14 protein-coding genes are annotated in these 19,228 nt (G+C 38.6%); 5 read left to right on the forward strand and 9 right to left on the reverse strand.

The features are described 5' to 3' along the window. Positions 1 to 657: 657 nt before the first annotated feature. The 7 genes from SALWKB2_RS04320 to SALWKB2_RS04345 form a co-directional block, all read right to left on the reverse strand. Positions 658 to 1,404: a phosphate/phosphite/phosphonate ABC transporter substrate-binding protein gene (locus tag SALWKB2_RS04320; RefSeq protein ID WP_025330455.1), complete on the reverse strand. Its 747-nt coding sequence runs from the start codon at positions 1,402 to 1,404 to the stop codon at positions 658 to 660. A gap of 1 nt (position 1,405) precedes the next feature. After that, complete coding sequence (locus SALWKB2_RS04325) at positions 1,406 to 1,903, reverse strand: PAS domain-containing protein (protein WP_025330456.1); 498 nt, start codon at positions 1,901 to 1,903, stop codon at positions 1,406 to 1,408. 446 nt (positions 1,904 to 2,349) lie between these two features. Then, complete coding sequence (locus SALWKB2_RS04330; RefSeq protein WP_025330457.1) at positions 2,350 to 2,712, reverse strand: roadblock/LC7 domain-containing protein; 363 nt, start codon at positions 2,710 to 2,712, stop codon at positions 2,350 to 2,352. Positions 2,713 to 3,320: 608 nt separating this feature from the next. Next, a complete protein-coding gene (locus tag SALWKB2_RS04335) occupies positions 3,321 to 5,297 on the reverse strand; it encodes a DNA topoisomerase IV subunit B (protein ID WP_025330458.1) in 1,977 nt (658 codons plus the stop codon). Positions 5,298 to 5,424: 127 nt separating this feature from the next. Then, on the reverse strand, positions 5,425 to 5,964 hold the full coding sequence (locus SALWKB2_RS04340) for an RNA pyrophosphohydrolase (RefSeq protein ID WP_025330459.1): 540 nt from the start codon (positions 5,962 to 5,964) through the stop codon (positions 5,425 to 5,427). 1,187 nt (positions 5,965 to 7,151) lie between these two features. Next, entirely contained in the window at positions 7,152 to 7,292 is a 141-nt protein-coding gene (locus SALWKB2_RS12265; protein WP_157785008.1) for a hypothetical protein, read from the reverse strand. A 296-nt stretch (positions 7,293 to 7,588) separates the two neighbouring features. Then, positions 7,589 to 8,920: a DEAD/DEAH box helicase gene (locus tag SALWKB2_RS04345; protein WP_025330460.1), complete on the reverse strand. Its 1,332-nt coding sequence runs from the start codon at positions 8,918 to 8,920 to the stop codon at positions 7,589 to 7,591. Positions 8,921 to 9,345: 425 nt separating this feature from the next. On the opposite strand from SALWKB2_RS04345, the gene SALWKB2_RS04350 reads away from it, so the two are divergent. From SALWKB2_RS04350 to hisC, 5 genes are all read left to right on the forward strand, one after another. Next, positions 9,346 to 10,293, forward strand: coding sequence for a class I SAM-dependent methyltransferase (locus tag SALWKB2_RS04350; RefSeq protein ID WP_025330461.1), 948 nt, complete (start codon positions 9,346 to 9,348; stop codon positions 10,291 to 10,293). A gap of 28 nt (positions 10,294 to 10,321) precedes the next feature. Further along, a complete protein-coding gene (locus SALWKB2_RS12700; RefSeq protein WP_038648785.1) occupies positions 10,322 to 10,912 on the forward strand; it encodes a ricin-type beta-trefoil lectin domain protein in 591 nt (196 codons plus the stop codon). Between the two features lie 480 nt (positions 10,913 to 11,392). Further along, positions 11,393 to 12,580, forward strand: a complete 1,188-nt coding sequence (locus SALWKB2_RS04360; RefSeq protein WP_025330463.1) for a 5-(carboxyamino)imidazole ribonucleotide synthase — start codon at positions 11,393 to 11,395, stop codon at positions 12,578 to 12,580. A 29-nt stretch (positions 12,581 to 12,609) separates the two neighbouring features. Then, on the forward strand, positions 12,610 to 14,145 hold the full coding sequence (locus SALWKB2_RS04365; protein WP_100126285.1) for a SulP family inorganic anion transporter: 1,536 nt from the start codon (positions 12,610 to 12,612) through the stop codon (positions 14,143 to 14,145). A gap of 81 nt (positions 14,146 to 14,226) precedes the next feature. Next, the gene (hisC, locus tag SALWKB2_RS04370; protein WP_025330465.1) at positions 14,227 to 15,285 is read left to right on the forward strand and encodes a histidinol-phosphate transaminase; all 1,059 of its coding nucleotides are present in this window, start codon (positions 14,227 to 14,229) and stop codon (positions 15,283 to 15,285) included. Between the two features lie 75 nt (positions 15,286 to 15,360). Here the strand turns inward: hisC and SALWKB2_RS04375 are convergent, their stop codons facing one another. Together SALWKB2_RS04375 and SALWKB2_RS04380 are read right to left on the reverse strand one after the other, a co-directional pair. After that, on the reverse strand, positions 15,361 to 16,329 hold the full coding sequence (locus tag SALWKB2_RS04375; RefSeq protein WP_025330466.1) for an FAD:protein FMN transferase: 969 nt from the start codon (positions 16,327 to 16,329) through the stop codon (positions 15,361 to 15,363). A gap of 24 nt (positions 16,330 to 16,353) precedes the next feature. After that, a complete protein-coding gene (locus SALWKB2_RS04380; protein WP_025330467.1) occupies positions 16,354 to 19,131 on the reverse strand; it encodes a flavocytochrome c in 2,778 nt (925 codons plus the stop codon). Between the last annotated feature and the right edge of the window lie 97 nt (positions 19,132 to 19,228).

Consider the following 19,228-nt stretch of genomic DNA (forward strand, 5'->3'; position numbering starts at 1 on the left):
AATAAATGTATATAAAAAGTGTTTATGTTCTAGGTTTGATATATGTTTTATTATGGCAGATTAATAATACGGAGCAGGCATGCATTATCAAATTCTGATAAGTAATTTTATAAAACATAGGTTTGTTGAGTTTGTTTATAATATTCGGATAATTGTATAGATAGATAATTATTTTATTTTTCTGAATTCTATTTAAGCTTGTATGTAAGTCTGGTGAAAAATGCCAGTATATGGATAACTTACGGTATAACTATTATTTACATTTATTAAATTTTTTTATCATAAAAGACATTGTTTCACTACAATGGAAAAAGCTAACAAACATACAAAGTAATCATTATAAATTTAGTGTAAAAACAAAATATTTAGATGTTTTAAATAATATTCATTGTGTATATATCATTATGAATATTAGATAAATTTATTATTGCAAATGCTGGTTAGTACAAGCTTGCTTTTAGTATCCAGTTTATAAAAAAATTTTTAGATAAAGGCGGATAATTTAAAAATGAGAAAGTAATGAATAAATCTCAAAAAAATTGATATATGTTGTACTTGGATAATATCTACTCTGTTTATATAAAAGAAAAAGGTTAGACATAAAATAAACCGTGTTAGTTTAATAAAGCTAACACGGCCTAGAATGCAGTTATAGACTTACATACGTAATGTGTCTACAACATCAATCATGAATTCCATATCTTCTTCAGATAATCCGATAAAGCCTTCTGGAAAACTCAATGCTTTAACAATAGTAGCGCCATCAGAATCGTCTGCCATTTTGCATAATATCTCTCTCAATGGCTCTACTTTATCAGCTATATCTTTATGATATAACATGACATGAGATACTTCATTAATCCGGCTTTTCAGTAATACTTTTAACTGATCTTTGGTTACAGAGTTAAAGCTGTCATATACTTCAGCTTGAATAATGCCAATTTTTGCCTGCTGGCGGATAACGCTGGAAGCTACCATGAGGAAGTTATCTTTACGATTGATAACCAGCTCATCATCGCTCAGATTAGCAGGTTCAAGCAAACGCAAACCAATAAAGTTGGCATCTTCATTATTGGAAAGAGCCAGTTCAACAGTACCTTTGAGCTCTTCAATAGCATTAATTTCTGAATCAGCAGCAGTAACAATTACAATCTCATCTGGTTGATTTTTAGGTTTAACTAGTGGTAAATAACCTTGTTCACGTACATAATTACCGGCAGCAAACGGATTAACAAAAAGCATAGAGACTTTTTCTTTATCTTGCTGAGCTTTTACTTCATCAAATGAAGGAGGCATAATCAGAGAAATATTCTGATCGCTTTTCTTTTGCAGGTAATTATTCAGCAAATACCAGGTGCTGAACTGATCAGGCAAATAATCGGGTACAACCATTAAACTCAGCATATTATTTTCCTTCCTGTTCAGTTTTCAGCATTTCTACATACTTGGCACTCATTTCGTTAACGCGTTCACGGCTTGGTTTACGACGAATTGAGCTATAGCCAATCACTTTGCCTTGACGTAAGTTCGGAATTACAGTGGCGTATACCCAGTAATGGCCGCCATCTTTTCGTAAATTTTTAACATAACCGTACCAGCGTTCGCCTCTTTGCAAGGTTTCCCACATATCGGCAAATGGAGCTTTGGGCATGTCAGGATGACGTAACAAACAGTGTGGAGCACCAATAATTTCATCACGTGTCCAGCCACTGATATCAACAAAGACGTCATTGGCATGCGTGATAATACCGTTAAGATCTGTACGTGATACAATTAAAGCACCATCAGGATAAGGAAATTCCTGATGAGTTACATATACTGTTGATTCTCCGTCTTGCTGATAATGCTTAATTTTATACTCTGAAAATTCACCTTCAGGCTTTGGCTGAATCCAACGACTCATATCCATATTTATCTGTCCTTCAATTTTGGTTTAATCTGAATAAAGAATGAGTGTGCTTAATAGAAATGCATTTCAGATTTTTTATGTTTTTACAGTAGTTTATTCTTTCTGCTTTAATAAATTTACTGCTAATATAAATTTCTGGAAATGCATACAATCGGGATTTTTAAATATTACCCAATACATATATGCGATGCGTTTCAATATAGTTATAAAACATTTAAACGCCCTTTCATGCAATAAACTCAGTTTTAGCTTTAGTTTTCTTTAGGTTTGACTAACAGCAATTTAGTCAGAATTCAGAAAATATCCAGATATAAGGGTAGTGCCTGATTTTAAAGCTTATTTTTACAGTATTATAAACTGTAATAAAACGTGTTAATTTCAAATTTGCATGAGCGGGTATTTAAATAGCATTGCATATTTCAGATCAAGCAAATTGATTATTAACCAAAATGGTCAGCTAATTCTTTCAATGCCCGTTTAGCTTCAAACAGAATCAGACCTAATTTGGCTTCATGAGTGGTAGTAATGGTTAACAGAATAGCTTCAGAGGCCTGAAACAGCAGCATGTAGCCTTTATCAGTGTGAATAATGGTATTGTCCAGAGTACCTTTTAATACTTCTTTTGCAGAACGATTACCCAGAGACAGTAATGCTGCAGCCATTGCACCGATACGGTCTTCATCCATGCCACTCTGCAAAGCAGAAGCAATTGGCAAACCATCGGTTGAGATAACTGCTGAAGATGTAATGTCGGGTGTACTGTTCAGGGTTTTCAATACGCCTTCGATGAAATCATATTTCATGAAAATTCCTCTTAAATTGACTGTAACTTTGTCAATTATAAAGATGGGTGAATTTTTTTGCAAAAAAATGTTATTAAATTTTATTAATTATCTTTATTTAAGTTTTCTATTTTATTTACATTTCTTTAGTTTTCTTGCTTATCTATAATTATTCAGAGCAATGAAAACTATTGTTACAGTTTATTGAATTCTATTGAAATGCAAATGAAATTATAGCATTTTGAATAGGAGATTGCGTAATATAATCCGGTCTACTTAGCTAAAGTTTGATATTTATCAAATGTTATCTCATTTTTTATATTTTATATGCTATTGAGACTGCGACTATATGTTTAATTCTATGCTTAACTTAATGGTAAATGAATTGTTTTAAATAATAAAATCTTACTTTTTTAGTGTATATTAATATATAAATTAATGGTGTGTTGTAAGTTTGCTTATATATTTTACAAATTTAAATTAATGTTATTTATTAAAAAGACAATTAAGTGAAATTAGTGACTTTATAGTTTTATAATGTTAATTATGTTTATTTTGTTGTTTAATATATAAATTAATTTAAACAGGTTGTTCTCAATATGATAAACAACCTGTTTGTTAGGTTAATTTCAAATATCGGCTTCTACTTTATCTCCTTCAGCTTCCATCCATACTCTTCTGGAAGCTGCTTCACCTTTTCCCATTAATTTGATAAAAATATTTCGGGTTTCACTGTTTTCTTCATCGGGAATATGTACTTGCAACAGACGGCGTGTATCCGGATTCATGGTAGTATCCTTGAGCTGATCAGGATTCATTTCGCCTAAACCTTTAAAGCGATTTATGTGATAAGTACTTTTTTCTAGTTGCAGTCTGTCTTTAATGCTTTCCAGTTCTGCCTCATCCTGAGCATAAATTTTGCGTGCAGGTTTGCTTTTACCCTGTGCATTTACATCTATACGAAAAAGTGGTGGTTGGGCAACATAAATGTGTCCGGCCTCTATCAGTCGCGGGAAATGGGTATAAAATAAGGTAAGTAATAGAACCTGTATATGAGCACCATCAACATCGGCATCTGATAAGATGGCTATTTTTCCATAGCGTAAGCCAGATAAATCAGGATTATCGTTTTTCCCGTGGGGGTCTACTCCGATGGCAACAGAAATATCATGTATTTCTGCATTACCAAACAATTGGTCACGATGAATTTCAAAACTGTTTAAAACTTTACCGCGCAATGGAAGAATTGCCTGAGTATTTTTATCCCGTGCCAGTTTGGCTGAGCCGCCGGCTGAATCACCTTCTACCAGAAACAATTCATTTTCTCGGATGTCTTCACTTTCGCAGTCAGTAAGTTTGCCTGGTAAAACAGCTACGCCAGAACCTTTTTTCTTTTCAATTTTTTTAGTTGAACGCATTCGCGCCTGAGCCTGACTAATAGCCAGTTCAGCTATTTTTTTACCTGTATCTATATTCTGGTTTAACCAAAGTTCTAATGGATCACTACATACTGCCGCTACCAGTTTGAGTGCATCACGACTGGTTAATTTGTCTTTTGTCTGCCCTTGAAACTGAGGGTCGAGCAGCCGTGCTGAGAGAACAAAGGCAACGCGTGAAAAAACATCGTCTGACTGTAGTTTTACGCCGCGCGGAAGTAAATTATGATGATTGATAAAGTTGTTTACAGCGTGAAAAACTGCCTGTTTCAGCCCGGCTTCATGAGTGCCGCCTAACGCGGTAGGGATCAGATTAACGTAGCTTTCACTTGGTGTATGTCCGTCTTCCAGCCATGTCAGAGCGAAAGCTGCACCTTCACCCTGATTAAAATCAGTTCCATGATTTGAGTTTAAATAATTTTCACTGGAGAAAATGGGCGTGGCAGTCTGGCTGTCTGAGAGTAAGTCAAGTAAATAGCTTTTCAGGCCATTCGGATAATGCCAGTTTTGTGTCTGAGCTTCATCCGTAGCATTCTGGTAGCGGGTAAGGGTAACATTCACGCCGGGTAATAAAACTGCTTTGGCACGTAAATTGCGTTCCAGTTCCGGCAGATTGTATTGCGGATTATCGAAGTAATGTCCGTCAGGCCAGATACGAACTTCGGTACCACTGTCTTTAACGGCGCATTTGCCGGTTACAGCCAAAGGTTTAATGACGTCACCACCAGCAAAGGCAATATGGTAAATATTTCCGGCTCTTTTAACAGTAACTTCAAGCCGGGAAGACAGTGCATTGGTCACGGAAACGCCTACACCATGTAAGCCACCTGAAAAAGCATAAGCACCGTCGCCGCTTTTTTTATTGAATTTACCACCAGCATGAAGTTGGGTGAAAACCAGTTCAACTACGGGTACTTTTTCGGTTGGGTGTAATCCGGTGGGAATGCCGCGACCATTGTCTCTGACGGTAACGGATCCATCGGGATTCAGAGTAACATCGATATTTTGTGCATAGCCGCCCAGAGCTTCGTCTGCGGCATTATCAATTACTTCCTGAATGATATGAGTAGGGCTATCCGTTCTGGTATACATACCAGGGCGTTCTTTAACCGGTGCCAGTCCTTTCAGAACGGTGACACTGGATTCATCATAAGTTGTGGATTTGCTCATAATTTATTTTTAGATAAGTATTAATCGCAATATAAAACAAATTACCGTAAAAAATTTATTTTTTCGGTAATTTGTTTCAGATTCAGAATTTTGGCGGAATCTTCAATACAGAACTATTCACAGGCCATCATTCTGCCAGTGAGTATTTATCATCATGATTTTGTCGAGTTTGAACAAATTCAGTCCAGCTGGGCAGTTCGTGTAAAAAGCGTGAAAGCTCGTGTAATGCATTCAGATAGACATTTCTTTTGAATTCAATAACTTCATCAACAGGGGCCCAGTATTGGTGCCAGCGCCATGCATCAAATTCAGGATGATGGGTTGCTCGCAGATGAACATCACTTTCCCGTCCGGTCAGGCGCAGCAAATACCAGATCTGTTTTTGGCCTTTATAAGAACCCCGCCATTCGCGTTTGATCCAATGTGTAGGTACATCATAACGTAACCAGTCCCGGGTGCGTCCGATTATTTTGACATGATGCGGCAGCAGGCCGACTTCTTCCATGAGTTCACGATACATGGCGGCTTCCGGGCTTTCACCCGGCTTAATACCGCCTTGCGGAAACTGCCAAGAGTGTTCATGTACACGCTTGCCCCAAAAAACCTCGTTATGGTCGTTAGTAATGATTATCCCGACATTGGGGCGATAACCTTCTCTGTCTAACATGGTAGTTCGCCCAATAAATAAATTGAATTTTCGCACAAATCAGGCAGTGAGACTAGTAAGGATTAAGTGTGCAATATCAAATTTAATTAAGTAAATTTTTATATTATATTGGCATGTATGAAGTTTTCAGTTAAAAATCTGGATTTAGCTATGAATAATATTGGAGAAGTCTAATATCAATGATTAATTAAATATCTGGATGAGTTTTAATCATTCAAGTTGGATATTTAATTTATATTTTATTTATGGTTTTCATAAACCAGATAATTGTATAAATATTAAATCAGTTAAAAGCGTAAAAAAACGTATCTTTCTTTATCTATCAATAGAATATCATTGGGATTATGTGGTCGTTTGGAATAAACGATATACGAAAATTATTTTTCCAAATATTTTCTCATTTCCAATATTTTAGACGAAAGATAAACTTTATGCTGATAAACAGGTAAATTATTATTTCTAATATTCTGCTTATTTTCATTTTGATATTTTAAAAAAGACAATTCTGTTAAATCTATGAATGATTGAACAGTTGGTAAGGGTATATATTAAATTGAAAAAATTATTAATATTAAGCAATTATCATAAAATTAATTGTCAAAAGAAAAGCAATATTGTAGTGAGGATAGTTGAATCTATACTATAGTGACTGGTATAGCTGATGATAATTAATATCGCCCTTGGGGCTTAATCCTGAAAAGGTTGAAATTGTGGGACGGTATATAAAAGATAAAAATGTCTATCTGGTCAAACTAAAGTCATTTACAAAATGAATGCAGATGCAGAAAAATTTAATATTTTTATTTTAGCGCAAAGATATTTAATTTTTGGACTAGGATATCTTGATATTTATTGTATTGTCAATCGTTTGATTTATAAAAAATTTTATTTAATTTAGTGTGGTCAAATATACTAAGGAATAACTGATTAAAAAATATTTTCATACCGATTGATAATAATTGAATCTGTACTCAATAATTGAATTAAAACAAATTCAGCTGAAAAAAATCCACATTACTGCAATCTTTTTGTATTTGAAATTTTATTATAAATAAGATGTAATGAGTTTATAGGTATTTGTTACTGGTAATAACTTTTCCGAAAATATTATTTATAGTTTTTATTAAAGAGAGCATATTTAAAAAGAGCCCTATCTCTGCAGATAGGGCTCTTTATTAGCAAAAATTTTATTGATGAACAGGTTCGAAATTGTGAATGGCTTTTTCATTTTCAGGAGTTTGCTCTTTGCCATTTACAGCCTGAGTATGTTGATAAAAAGCAGCGCGTTTAGCTGCCTGAAAAATTTGTAATCTACGACGATGTTGCATAGTTAAATCCTTTCTCGCTTGCTGGTGTGGGGCACCAACTGTTGTCATTTATAACTTGGAAGTATAAGTTTACTGATAAATTAATAATGCAGATCAGTTATCAGTTCGGATATTGTTTTTAACGTAATAATTTATTAGTTCATTAAACAATATATAAGATATAACAGAATATTGCAAGACAGTGATGTATGTCTGTCTTTAAATTGAGAGGAAATGATAAATAGAAAACCGCAGAATTGTTAAAAGGTCAGGTCTGAATCAGTAGCCTGACCTTTTATTACGATAAAGTGAGGAGCTTATTGCTTGGGTTGGCTATTACTACGTCTGTTTGGCTGACTGTTTCTCTGACGGGCAGCCGGAATGTTCTGGCGGGAACGGTTTGGTTGCTGTTCGCCAGACTGACGGCGGTTTGCATTCCAGTTGCCATTTTTGTTGTGATTACCATAGGAGCGGCGACCTTTATTCGCTATTTTACCAGCACGTTTACGTGTCGGTTCCATACCGGCAATAGTTTGCTCAGGTAATTTGCGGTTTAGGTAGCGTTCAATTTTATGTACTTTAATATACTCGTTTACTTCAGCAAAAGTAATGGCCAGACCGGTTCGGCCAGCACGGCCTGTACGACCGATACGATGTACATAGTCTTCAGCCTGCTTAGGTAAATCATAATTAATGACATGTGTAATGGTTGGTACATCAATACCACGTGCGGCAACATCAGTAGCCACTAGTATTTTAATCCGGCCTTTGCGTAAATCCATTAATGTACGGTTACGCCAGCCTTGTGGCATATCGCCATGCAGACAGTTAGCCGAAAAGCCTTTTTCATAAAGTTCATCAGCCAGCTGTTCAGACATAGCTTTGGTGGCAGTAAATATTACTGCCTGATCAATACTGGTATCACGCAACAGATGATCAAGCAGACGGTTTTTATGCCGGATGTCATCACAGTAATACAGTTTTTCATCAATTTTGCCTTGTTTTTCTTCCCGGGCAATATCGATTTTTTGCGGCTGATGTGTTAATTTTTCGGCAAGTTTACCTACCATACCATCCCAGGTAGCTGAAAATAACAGGGTCTGACGTTCAGTAGGAGTTGCGGCAACTATGGTCTCAATATCATCAATAAAACCCATATCCAGCATTCTGTCTGCTTCATCCAGAATAAGTACTTCCAGCCGGCCAAAATCAATGCGTCCCTGACGCATGTGATCCATCAGACGTCCCGGAGTAGCTACGATAAGATCAATCGGACGGGATAATGCACGGATTTGCTGACCGAAAGCTGTGCCGCCTACCAACGTTACTGTGCGCAGCCAAGGCATGTTTTTACCATAAATCTGAGCGTTTTTTTCTACCTGTTGCGCGAGTTCGCGTGTGGGTGTTAATACCAGAGCCCGCGGGCCTTTGCCTGATTTTTCACTGCGTTTGAGCAGTTTTTGCAGTGTTGGTAATAAAAATGCGGCTGTTTTTCCAGAACCGGTTTGGGCGGAAACCATTAAATCCTGGTTATCCAGAACTGCCGGAATAGATTCAAGTTGTACTGGTGTTGGATTTTCGTAGCCGGCAGCAGTGAGTGCATTGGTAAGCTGTTTGTCTAGTTTTAAATCTGAAAAAGACAATGTCATGATTTTCCTTTGGTTAAACGAGCAACCAAACGTGATAATCTAGTTTATTGATGTGAAATTAGATTACAGGGAACTGTTGCTAGCTTAAGCCAAAAAGAAAATAAAAAAGGAAAGATAGCAATTGGTTGTCGTAAGTGTGTGTGTTCAGGTATTTTATACATCGACAACAACCAGACAACGTACGCATTGCTGCGAGTGTTGGGAGAGCGGCATTACATAACTATTAAAGTAATAATGAATTCGCCGTATTTAATAAGGTTGCAAACGATGGTTTCAAATATTATCTTTTTAATTATAAGAGATATGGTCTTTTTAAGCAAGAGCGCTATTATATCTATATATGTAAATGTGCGAAGGTTTCTGTGGTTTTTTCCGTTACAATGTGACTGTTAGTGTATTTATTGCAGAAATGTAAAATTTTATTTATGAGTGAAGATATTGGTGCTTTTGTCAATCGTCTGGGCAAAAATATTAAGCATTTACGTAAATGGGCACAACGTCAGGATATAGAGGCATGGCGTATGTATGACCGGGATATTCCACAGTATCCATTTGCTGCTGACATTTATGCCGATCATGTACATTTACAAGAATATGATACGGGCTGGTTGATGCATAAGACAGACTATGAAAAATGGTTGGCTGAAGTAGTGGAGGCTGTTTTATTTGTGACTGGTCTGCCTAAAGAACATATTCATGTGAAAAAAAGACAAAGGCAAAAAGGTAAAGATCAGTATGAAAAAACTGGTGTTACGGGTACGGATTTTGTCATTCATGAGCATGGGCGTGCATTCTGGGTGAATCTGGATAAATATCTGGATACAGGTTTATTTCTTGATCATCGTAATACTCGCCAGAAAATAGGCAATATAGCGGCAGGAAAACGATTTTTGAATTTATTTGCTTATACAGGCAGTTTTTCAGTATATGCTGCAACTGGCGGTGCTTTATTCAGCGAAACTGTAGATCTCTCGAATACTTATCTGCAATGGGCACAACGAAATTTTGAATTGAACGGGCTGGATATGCAGGCTCATCAGATTGTTCGTGCTGATGTATTTCAATATTTGCAGAAAGCTGTTGAAGATCACAAACAGTTTGATTTGATTGTAATGGATCCGCCAAGTTTCTCAAATAGTAAGAAAATGCTGGATATTCTGGATATTCAGCGGGATCAGGAAAAACTGATAGATGGTGCAATGCGTTTATTATCGAAACAGGGTAGTTTGTATTTTTCAAATAATCTGCGTAGTTTTACTTTAAATCCGGTTCTGGAGCAACGTTATGATGTAAATAATATTTCCAGAAAAACAATACCTGAAGATTTTCGCAATACTCGTATTCATCAATGCTGGGAAATCCGGCATCGTTAATCAAAAGGTCAATTTGCGGGAGATAAAAATGATTCGGGCTATACAATTATTTTTAGTTTTTGGTGTATTGAGTTTGTCAGAGTGGTTATTTGCTGTAGCTGAGGCCGCTGTTATCTACCATTCAGGTCGTGGCGAACGTCATGTTTATGTCGATTTACCCGTTTCATCAACTACAACCATTAATAAAACAGTACATATTAATGCTCCTGCCGGTGCAACAGTGATTTATACGGATACGCCGGTTTATCCTGCTGCACTTCCGTATCCTCCGGTTTATCCTATTGCATCCAGTATTAGTTTACGGCCGGTAAGCCATGGCTGTCTGCGTAATGATGGCATGTCTTCGGTCTGGCAGTCGGTAGCACTCGATTCCTGTGTCGGCGGTGAAATCAGCGAGGCTTTTTATTTTCATCAGGGGCAAGTGTGGCTGAATAATCGTTGTCTTGCGGTGAAAAATCATTCAGTAGGGACAGTTTTCTGTGAACCGGACGGGAACAATAATTGGTTGCTTACAGGCAGACAGATTCGTGACAGAAACAGTAATTTATGTGTAGATGGTTCACAAGGACATTTACAATTGCGGCCTTGCAGTAATGATAAAAGTCAGCAGTTTCATTAAATCTATTTACAGATTTGTTAATATAATAAATATATCCAATAAAAATTATTGTTATATTTTATAATGCGAATCTATGTTTGTAATCTTTTGTTTAATTGATAAGTTTAGTAAAAGTAAACAATTTTGACTTAAATATAATTCTGCATGTTTATGTAATGTTATATTTTATTATGTTAAGATAATGCTTGATGAAATTGCTTTAAATTTTTGGAAAAATTTGTTTTTATATTCATAATCATAAATACGGACATTAGTTTTATTTATGTTTTACCTGTGTAAACTTTGCCTGTTTCAGTGTTTTCACTGGTGGAATAATAGCTGTTAAATAAGTAGTAATTAAGCTATTAATCTGATTTATCAGGTAGAAATATAACGAATATGTATGAGAAAAGGCGATTTCATACTGATGACTTTCATTGCAGGAATTTTTGATTTCAGCTAATTTTATTTATATTCTTGGTAAGGTAATTTAATACCACTATGTCTCGTTTTTCTTCCTGTATTCTGCCGCCGGCGATGCTGGGTATTCTGGGCGGCGGCCAGCTGGGTGCAATGTTTACGGTAGCTGCTAAAACAATGGGTTATCAGGTAACGGTTCTGGATCCTGATCCGAATGCGCCCGCAGCACAGTTTGCTGACAGACATTTATGTTCTGTATTCGATGATGCTGATGCTTTGCAGCATATGGCCAAATGTGCTGCTGTTACGACTGAATTTGAAAATGTAAGTGCTGATTCAATGCGCTGGCTGGCACAATATACGGTTGTATCGCCCTCGGGTGATTGTGTTGCAATTGCTCAGGACAGGCAACAGGAAAAAGAATGGATTGACCGCGCCGGTCTGGTTACCGTGCCTTATGCTGTTATCAGCACGGAATCTGATATTAATGATTCTCTGAAAAAATTGTTACCGGGTATTCTGAAAACAGCTACTCTGGGTTATGACGGAAAAGGACAGAAAACAGTTGATTCAATCGCTGAATTGCGTAAAGCTTTTACTCAATTGCAGCATGTGCGCTGTGTGCTGGAAAAAAAAGTAGATTTACGTGCTGAAATATCAGTAGTGGTTGCCCGTCTGAATAATCAGTATGCAGTATGTTTTCCGCCTGCAGAAAATCAGCATAAGAATGGTATTCTGGCGTACTCATTAGTACCGGCAAGGCTACCTCAGGCTATATTAAAGCAGGCTGAAAATATGGCTTTTAAGCTGGCTCAGGCCATGAATTATCAAGGGGTACTGGCAGTTGAGATGTTTGTTGTAGGCAATGATATGCAGTTGATTGTTAATGAAATTGCTCCCCGGCCGCATAATTCAGGTCATTACACTTTAGATGCCTGTATTGCTGATCAGTTTCAGCAGCAGGTAAGATTAATGTGTGGTTTGCCTCCGGCAGCCTCAGATTTATTAAAGCCCTGCTGTATGGCGAATATTCTTGGTGATGTCTGGCCTGAAAACGGCGAACCGGACTGGAATGCTGTTCTGAATCATAAAACTGCCTGTTTACATCTGTATGGAAAAAAACAGGTGAGGCCCGGCCGTAAAATGGGACATTTTACTGTTCTGGCTGATAACCCTGATCAGGCATGGCAGACAGCACGCAATCTTCATCTTCACTTGCAAAACTCAGCTCAAAATTCTTGCTCGACTGCTTTAGATAAATCCTGTTGACATGGACAAAGGATAATACCTTGAAACTGATGAGCACAAAACTGTCTCCATTGGCGTGGTTTTCTTCTGGCTGGAAATTATTGGGATATGTCCTGCCAATGGCCCTAGCCTGTGCTGGTATTGCCGGTTTACCTGTTTCTATGGCAATTGCAGGTGTGATGTGTGCTTTGTTATGCAGTCTGCTTTTGGGCGGTAGTAAAAAAATATTATTAACACCATCACCTTTTTCCGCACTAATGCTGATGGCGGCAATAGCCTATTATGCAGGTGTAGTCAGTGAACGTATTGCTGTGGCCAGTTTACTTACGCTGTTTACCGGTGGCTGGTTATTATTGATGTCACTGATATTACCCAAACATTGTCTGAACTGGATTGCACGGCCAGTCTGGCATGGTATTGGTTTGGGTATGACGCTGACTCTGATTGTCATGCTTTTTCCGGTCGTTTTAGGTGTGCAGGCCAATAATAGTTCATGGCAGGGAATGTGGGAACTGCTGATTGATTGGCAAGGCTGGAACTGGCCAAGTGTGGTTTTGGCCGGTTTATCATTTGCCTTGCTGGTATTATGGAGAAGTAAAACTCAGCCCAAGGCTTTATGGGTATTATTACTGGTATGGATTCTCAGTTATATATGGCCGTTTGCGCTAGTCGGAATTGCTACTCCGGTTCAGCAAAATGTGCAGCTCTGGCCATTTATGAATCCCGTACATGCTGACTGGCCATTATTGTTTTTTTTAAGTGCCACAATAGCACTATTAATATATATGGAAAGTTGTCAGTATTTATCTAATCAGTTCAGGCGTAATGTTGGCCTGGTTGGTTTTAGTAATATTCTGACAGCATTCACCGGAGGTATGGTAATCAGTTTAGGCTACATAGCTGATGAGGTTCTCAGGATTAAGCGTAATACGCTGATAGCAATGTTATTGCTTATGGCACTGATTTTTTGCTGGTCATGGCTGGCATATGTACCATTACCTGTGCTGGCAGTAATTGCGTTATATGTTATTTGTGTTCAGATTAACTGGTGTGAATTACGTTTATATTGCTGGCAATGGAGCGATTTATTGTGGCTGTGTATATCTGCCATACTGATTATTCTGTTTGGTGTCTGTACGGGTTTGTGGCTGGTGATTTCTTTTGCTCTGATAGTAATGTGCTGGTATTCACTCCGGATGCATGCCTGGCCGGTTTTATTGCCTGAAGTTCAGATTATTGCGCAAGAAGCGGTTATCATTTTACCGCAGATATTATTGTTTGCTAATGTCAGCACGCTGCTGAATAAAAGCTATCTTCTTATTAATACGCTGGATATTAAAAAAATATATCTGGATATGAGTGCAGGCTGTCATGCTGATGTGACTGTATTTTTTCATTTACAAGCTCTTGCCCGTAGATTGCATCAGCAGGAAAAAATGTTATTTGTATGTGGTCTGAATGAAAAAACATACCGTATACTTATTGCTAAAAAGCTGGATTATTTATCAGCCGAGCAATTCAGTACCCTCAGTGCTGAATCTTTGTTAATATGTCATAAGTATAATAATGGTCCTGTAATAGCATGATTTGCTCAATATGATAATTGTTGATATGAATGTCAGTTCTGAGATTTTAATACTGAATATTTTATTCAGGCTGGAGAGAGAATGAGTAAATTCTGGAGTGAGAAAACCAGACAGCTGCAACCTTATGTACCCGGAGAGCAGCCCAAAATAGCTAATCTGGTTAAACTGAATACTAATGAAAATCCATTTCCGCCTTCTCCATTGGTATTAAAAGCAATGCAGGCTGCTACTGAAGATTTGCGTTTATATCCTGATCCGAATGCAGATAGATTAAAACAGACCATTGCTGATTATTATGGTTTGTCCAGAGAGCAGATTTTTGTGGGTAATGGTTCGGACGAAGTACTGGCTCAGGCATTTGCTGCTTTTTTTCAGGGAAAACAACAATTATTATTACCTGATATCAGTTATAGTTTTTATCCGGTCTATTGTCAGTTATATGATGTTGAGGCCCGTTATATCCGGCTTGATGAGCACTTCGCTATTAATCCGGTTGATTATTATGGTGCTCAGGCCGGAGTTGTTTTTCCTAATCCGAATGCACCTACCGGATGTATTTTGCCTTTGGCTCAGGTTGAGCAGATATTACAAGCCAATCCGGACGGTGTGGTACTGGTAGATGAGGCCTATATTGATTTTGGCGGTGAGTCTGCGGTGGCATTGATTGCTGATTATCCTAATCTGCTTGTGGTGCAGACACTTTCAAAATCTCGTTCGCTTGCCGGTATGCGGATTGGTCTTGCACTAGGGCAGGCAGAGCTGATTGAAGGACTTGAGCGGGTTAAAAACAGTTTTAATTCTTATCCGCTTGATCGTTTAGCACAAGCTGGCGCTATTGCAGCATTCGAAGATAAAAATTATTTTCGCTCAACTTGTGCCAAAGTTATCGAAAACCGTATCTGGCTGACTAAACATCTGTCTCAGCTCGGATTTGAGGTTTTACCTTCGCAGGCCAATTTTGTCTTTGCAAGTCATAAAAATAAAACAGCTGTGGAAATTGCTGCTGAGTTACGCCGGCATGGTGTAGTGGTTCGGCATTTTCCTCAGGAAAGAATCAATAATTTTTTACGAATCAGTGTCGGAACACAGCAACAGCAGCAAAGGCTGATTGAAGTATTAAAAGAATTGCTGAATCCATAGACAAATATACATTTTGATTTTGCTGGTCTGGAAGATGCAAATTATCATCTAGATGTATTTGTTTGATTGATGCAGTTAAGAATAGCTGATGAGCTGATAATCATCTGCTGTTAATTCAAATGTGAAATGCTGATTGGATTGAATGATTATTTTTTTATCCCGTGTTACGAATATGACTCCGATATTTTGCTTTTTTTTCAGTTCACTCAACCCTTGTCTGATACCTAAGCCATAAAAAATAGTTGAATAAATATCTCCGGTTAATGAGTTATCAGATATGATGCTTACACTGTGCAACTCATTATTCAGAGGATAGCCGGTGTGCGGATCGAGGATGTGATGATATAGCTGGTTGTTAAAAATAAAATAGCGTTCATAAATGCCCGAAGTGACTACTGATTTGTCTTCGACATGTATGATTCCGAGCAGATTGTTTGCCTCGGCAAAAGGGCGTTTCAAACCAATATGCCATTGCTTATCAGCAGTAATTGGTGAGTAGCCGATTGTTAGCACATTACCTCCGCAATTGATAATTGCCTGAAAAATGTTATATTGAGCTAAGAGCAATTTGATAATGTCCGCAATATAGCCTTTGGCAATGGCTCCTAAATCAATTTCCATACCAGCTTTAGCCAGATATACAGTTTGATTTGTCCGGTTCAGATCAATATGATTCGGGTTAGTCAGTGTTAATCTACGGGCTATTTCATCCTTTTCCGGAATACTGCGTCCGTTAAAACCTATTTTCCATAATTTCACCAACGGACCAATTGCCAGATTAAACTTGCTGTCAGGTAACAGGCTGGCTGCTTTAGCCTGACTGATTAAATCAAAAACCAGTTTGCTTACTGCTACCGGCTGTTTGCCGGCAGCATGGTTAATGCCCATCACTTCTGAATGGTAGCGGTTTACCGTTAACTGAGCTTCCAGTTGCTCTATAGCGTTAAAAACGGCAGAAACTGCGGTTAGGTTTTCAACGAACAGTTTCAGGGAAACCGTTGTCCCCATTAACTGTTGGCTATAGGTGTAACTTGTACCAGACATAAGTGATGAGGTATTTATCTGTAATTAATGATTTTTAGCATATGCAGCAGCCTGATCACCGGCCTGAATACCAAAAATAATGATATCGGCAATGGCGTTCCCTCCAATGCGGTTGCCCCCATGTACACCACCGGCAACTTCACCTGCGGCATAAGCACCTTTAATAATCTCTGCATGAGTATCAAGAACTTCTGTTTTCGTATTAATGGTTACACCACCCATAGTATGGTGAATGCCTGGTGCAATGCGGATAGCGTAAAAGAATGGCTGGTTCAACTGGTGACGCATGCCGGTAGTACGTCCGAAATCTTCATCATGCTGTTGTTTTACAAAATGATTGTAGCGCTCTACTGTGGTAATGAGAGAATCCGGATTAATATTCAGCTTTTCTGCAAGTTCAGTCAGTGAGCCGGCTTTTACCGCTAGTCCTTTGCTTATGTAGGTTTCTGCTGCTTTATTTTCAGCACAAATCTGTTCATCAAATAATATATAGGCATAATGTTCAGAAAGAGCAATGATGCTGTTGGATACTTTGTCACGGGTATCCAGTTCATTGACAAAGCGTTTGCCTTTTTGCGATATCAGAATAGCACCTCCGCCACGAATGGATTCTGATATCAGATAAGCGGTATTTTGCTCTACTGTGGGATGAATCTGTATTTCGTTCATATCAACAGTGCCGGCACCAATTTTTTGTAATAAAGCAATGCCTGAACCGGTTGCTCCTTTATGATTGGTGGTGACAAAATCAGCTAAATCAGGGCGGTAATGGGTGACCATTTGTGCATTGGCTCCAAAGCCACCGGTTGCGATAATGATTGCTTTGGTGCTGATGCGTTGTTCATTTCCTTCTTCGTCGCGCACGATTACTGCGTTAATGCGCCCGTCCTTCATTTCAATATCCGTTACAGAGGTTTCCAGCATTACCTCTATCCCGCGGTCATTAATATTTTTCAGCAGACCGCTAATCAGAAAACCGCCGACTGCGGCACCATTATCGGGACGATGAGTGCGGTCTACACTCATACCGCCTGTGGTAGTCAGGTTATTTAACCGGATTCCTTTTTCATCCAGCCAGTCTATTGCAGCCGGAGCATGTTCGACAAAGTAATGTAATAATTGCGGGTTGTTTTTATTTTTACCGCCTTTCAGGGTTTCGTTATAAAACCATTCTTTATGGTCGGTAATTCCTGCCTGCTGCTGAAAGCGGGTTTCAGCCGCATTCATACCTGCGGATGCTTTGTTGGTATTGCCGCCGATAACCGGCATTTTTTCAATAATAATGACTGAAGCCCCTTTATCATGTGCTTCAATAGCTGCGGCCAGTCCGGCACCGCCGCTTCCGACGACGACTACGTCACAGGATTTATCATCAGCATCACCGCCTTCTACAATTGTCGCTACTTTATATGAGGTTGATATGGCTTTGGTTACAGCTTTTTTAAATGCATCACATTGTGATGTAGCGCCACTGATTGCATCTACATAAGGGCTGTTGGCTGCCAGAATCCGTTCTTTAATTTCATTGAAATTACGTACAGAAACATGATCCAGTTTTTCGGCATTGGCTAAAGACAAATCTTTGATAAAGTCTTGCCCCAGTTCTACATTTATGACAAATTGGTTATCAAAATCGTCGCTGACAGTTTGCTGATAGGTACCGGCATGGAATTTTTTGGTATTGATTTCTCTTACCATGCTATGAATAAGCGGAAAGCGCCATAATGGTTCGGGAATGTTCAGGTTAGTACGCTGATCGCTGTTCATGGATAGCTGTAAATCATTATGTTTCTGAATGCGTTCAGCCCAGTCAGGATAGGCCACACAGGCGCGCCCTGCAGCGATGAGATCATAGCCATGTGCCATTGCTGTTTCTGCGTCAGTTTTATTCACGACATTACCGACGCCGATAACCGGTATCTTAGCCAGTACGGCAGAACGTAATTGTATGTATTTATCAATTAATGGTGTTTCATCATTGCTGTCAATGATGGATGGCCGCAGTGTGGCAGCCATTGAAAAATGTATATAGTCCAGACCAATTTGAGCGAGCTTGTCTAGCAGGAACAATGAATCGTCAAAAGTAATGCCCGGCACTTCGAGTTCTTCCGGTGAAAACCGGTAACCGATAATAAATTCATTAGAAGCATATTTTTTAGCCATTTGCCGGTTGATTTCAAGTATGGCGAGCGGGAAGCGGGCGCGGTTTTCGCGGCTGCCGCCCCATTTATCCTGGCGCTGATTGGCGTGTGGTGAAAAAAACTGCTGGATAAGATAAGTATTGGCGCCATGTATTTCGATTCCGTCAAAACCCGCGGCAATTGCGCGCCTGACAGCTTCGCCGAATTTCTCAATCATATCTTCAACTTCGCCGGCTGTCATTGCTACAGGAACCGTTGCATTCGGACGAGGAATAGCAATCGCACTGGGGCCGACAGGTGTCTGACCGCCGATTAATTGCGGCTCAACCATTCGTCCGCCATGATAGATTTGTATAACAGCTTTGGAACCACGCTCTTTTATGGCTGTGGCTAACAGGCTCAGACCTTCGATACAATCATCATTATGAATGCCTATTGCTCCCGGAAAAGCCGGTCCTAAAGTATCAACATACGCGCATTCAACAATTACTGTGCCAATACTGCCGGCACGTTCACGATAATAATCAATCAGATTATCTGTTACAGTTCCATCATAAAAACCACAGCAGGTTGTCATTGGAGCCATAACTAAACGGTTTTTTAATACATTACCATTTGGTAACGTCAGCGGATTGAAAAGGGGCGAAGATAGCTTGTTCATATTTTGATACGAGTTCATCAGAACGGGATAAAAAGACTTAAATATATGGTAGCGTAAACGCTAATAATCATCTATTAAGCAAAAGGGTTATATATTA

Source organism: Snodgrassella alvi wkB2, assembly GCF_000600005.1.
Classification (GTDB): Bacteria; Pseudomonadota; Gammaproteobacteria; order Burkholderiales; family Neisseriaceae; genus Snodgrassella; species Snodgrassella alvi.

What these genes read in the sequence shown, in the direction of transcription:
- SALWKB2_RS04320 (WP_025330455.1), bottom strand. Translation starts at nt 1,404, where the DNA reads ATGCTGAGTTTAATGGTTGTACCCGATTATTTGCCTGATCAGTTCAGC.
- SALWKB2_RS04325 (WP_025330456.1), bottom strand. Translation starts at nt 1,903, where the DNA reads ATGAGTCGTTGGATTCAGCCAAAGCCTGAAGGTGAATTTTCAGAGTAT.
- SALWKB2_RS04330 (WP_025330457.1), bottom strand. Translation starts at nt 2,712, where the DNA reads ATGAAATATGATTTCATCGAAGGCGTATTGAAAACCCTGAACAGTACA.
- SALWKB2_RS04335 (WP_025330458.1), bottom strand. Translation starts at nt 5,297, where the DNA reads ATGAGCAAATCCACAACTTATGATGAATCCAGTGTCACCGTTCTGAAA.
- SALWKB2_RS04340 (WP_025330459.1), bottom strand. Translation starts at nt 5,964, where the DNA reads ATGTTAGACAGAGAAGGTTATCGCCCCAATGTCGGGATAATCATTACT.
- SALWKB2_RS12265 (WP_157785008.1), bottom strand. Translation starts at nt 7,292, where the DNA reads ATGCAACATCGTCGTAGATTACAAATTTTTCAGGCAGCTAAACGCGCT.
- SALWKB2_RS04345 (WP_025330460.1), bottom strand. Translation starts at nt 8,920, where the DNA reads ATGACATTGTCTTTTTCAGATTTAAAACTAGACAAACAGCTTACCAAT.
- SALWKB2_RS04350 (WP_025330461.1), top strand. Translation starts at nt 9,346, where the DNA reads ATGAGTGAAGATATTGGTGCTTTTGTCAATCGTCTGGGCAAAAATATT.
- SALWKB2_RS12700 (WP_038648785.1), top strand. Translation starts at nt 10,322, where the DNA reads ATGATTCGGGCTATACAATTATTTTTAGTTTTTGGTGTATTGAGTTTG.
- SALWKB2_RS04360 (WP_025330463.1), top strand. Translation starts at nt 11,393, where the DNA reads ATGTCTCGTTTTTCTTCCTGTATTCTGCCGCCGGCGATGCTGGGTATT.
- SALWKB2_RS04365 (WP_100126285.1), top strand. Translation starts at nt 12,610, where the DNA reads ATGAGCACAAAACTGTCTCCATTGGCGTGGTTTTCTTCTGGCTGGAAA.
- hisC (WP_025330465.1), top strand. Translation starts at nt 14,227, where the DNA reads ATGAGTAAATTCTGGAGTGAGAAAACCAGACAGCTGCAACCTTATGTA.
- SALWKB2_RS04375 (WP_025330466.1), bottom strand. Translation starts at nt 16,329, where the DNA reads ATGTCTGGTACAAGTTACACCTATAGCCAACAGTTAATGGGGACAACG.
- SALWKB2_RS04380 (WP_025330467.1), bottom strand. Translation starts at nt 19,131, where the DNA reads ATGAACAAGCTATCTTCGCCCCTTTTCAATCCGCTGACGTTACCAAAT.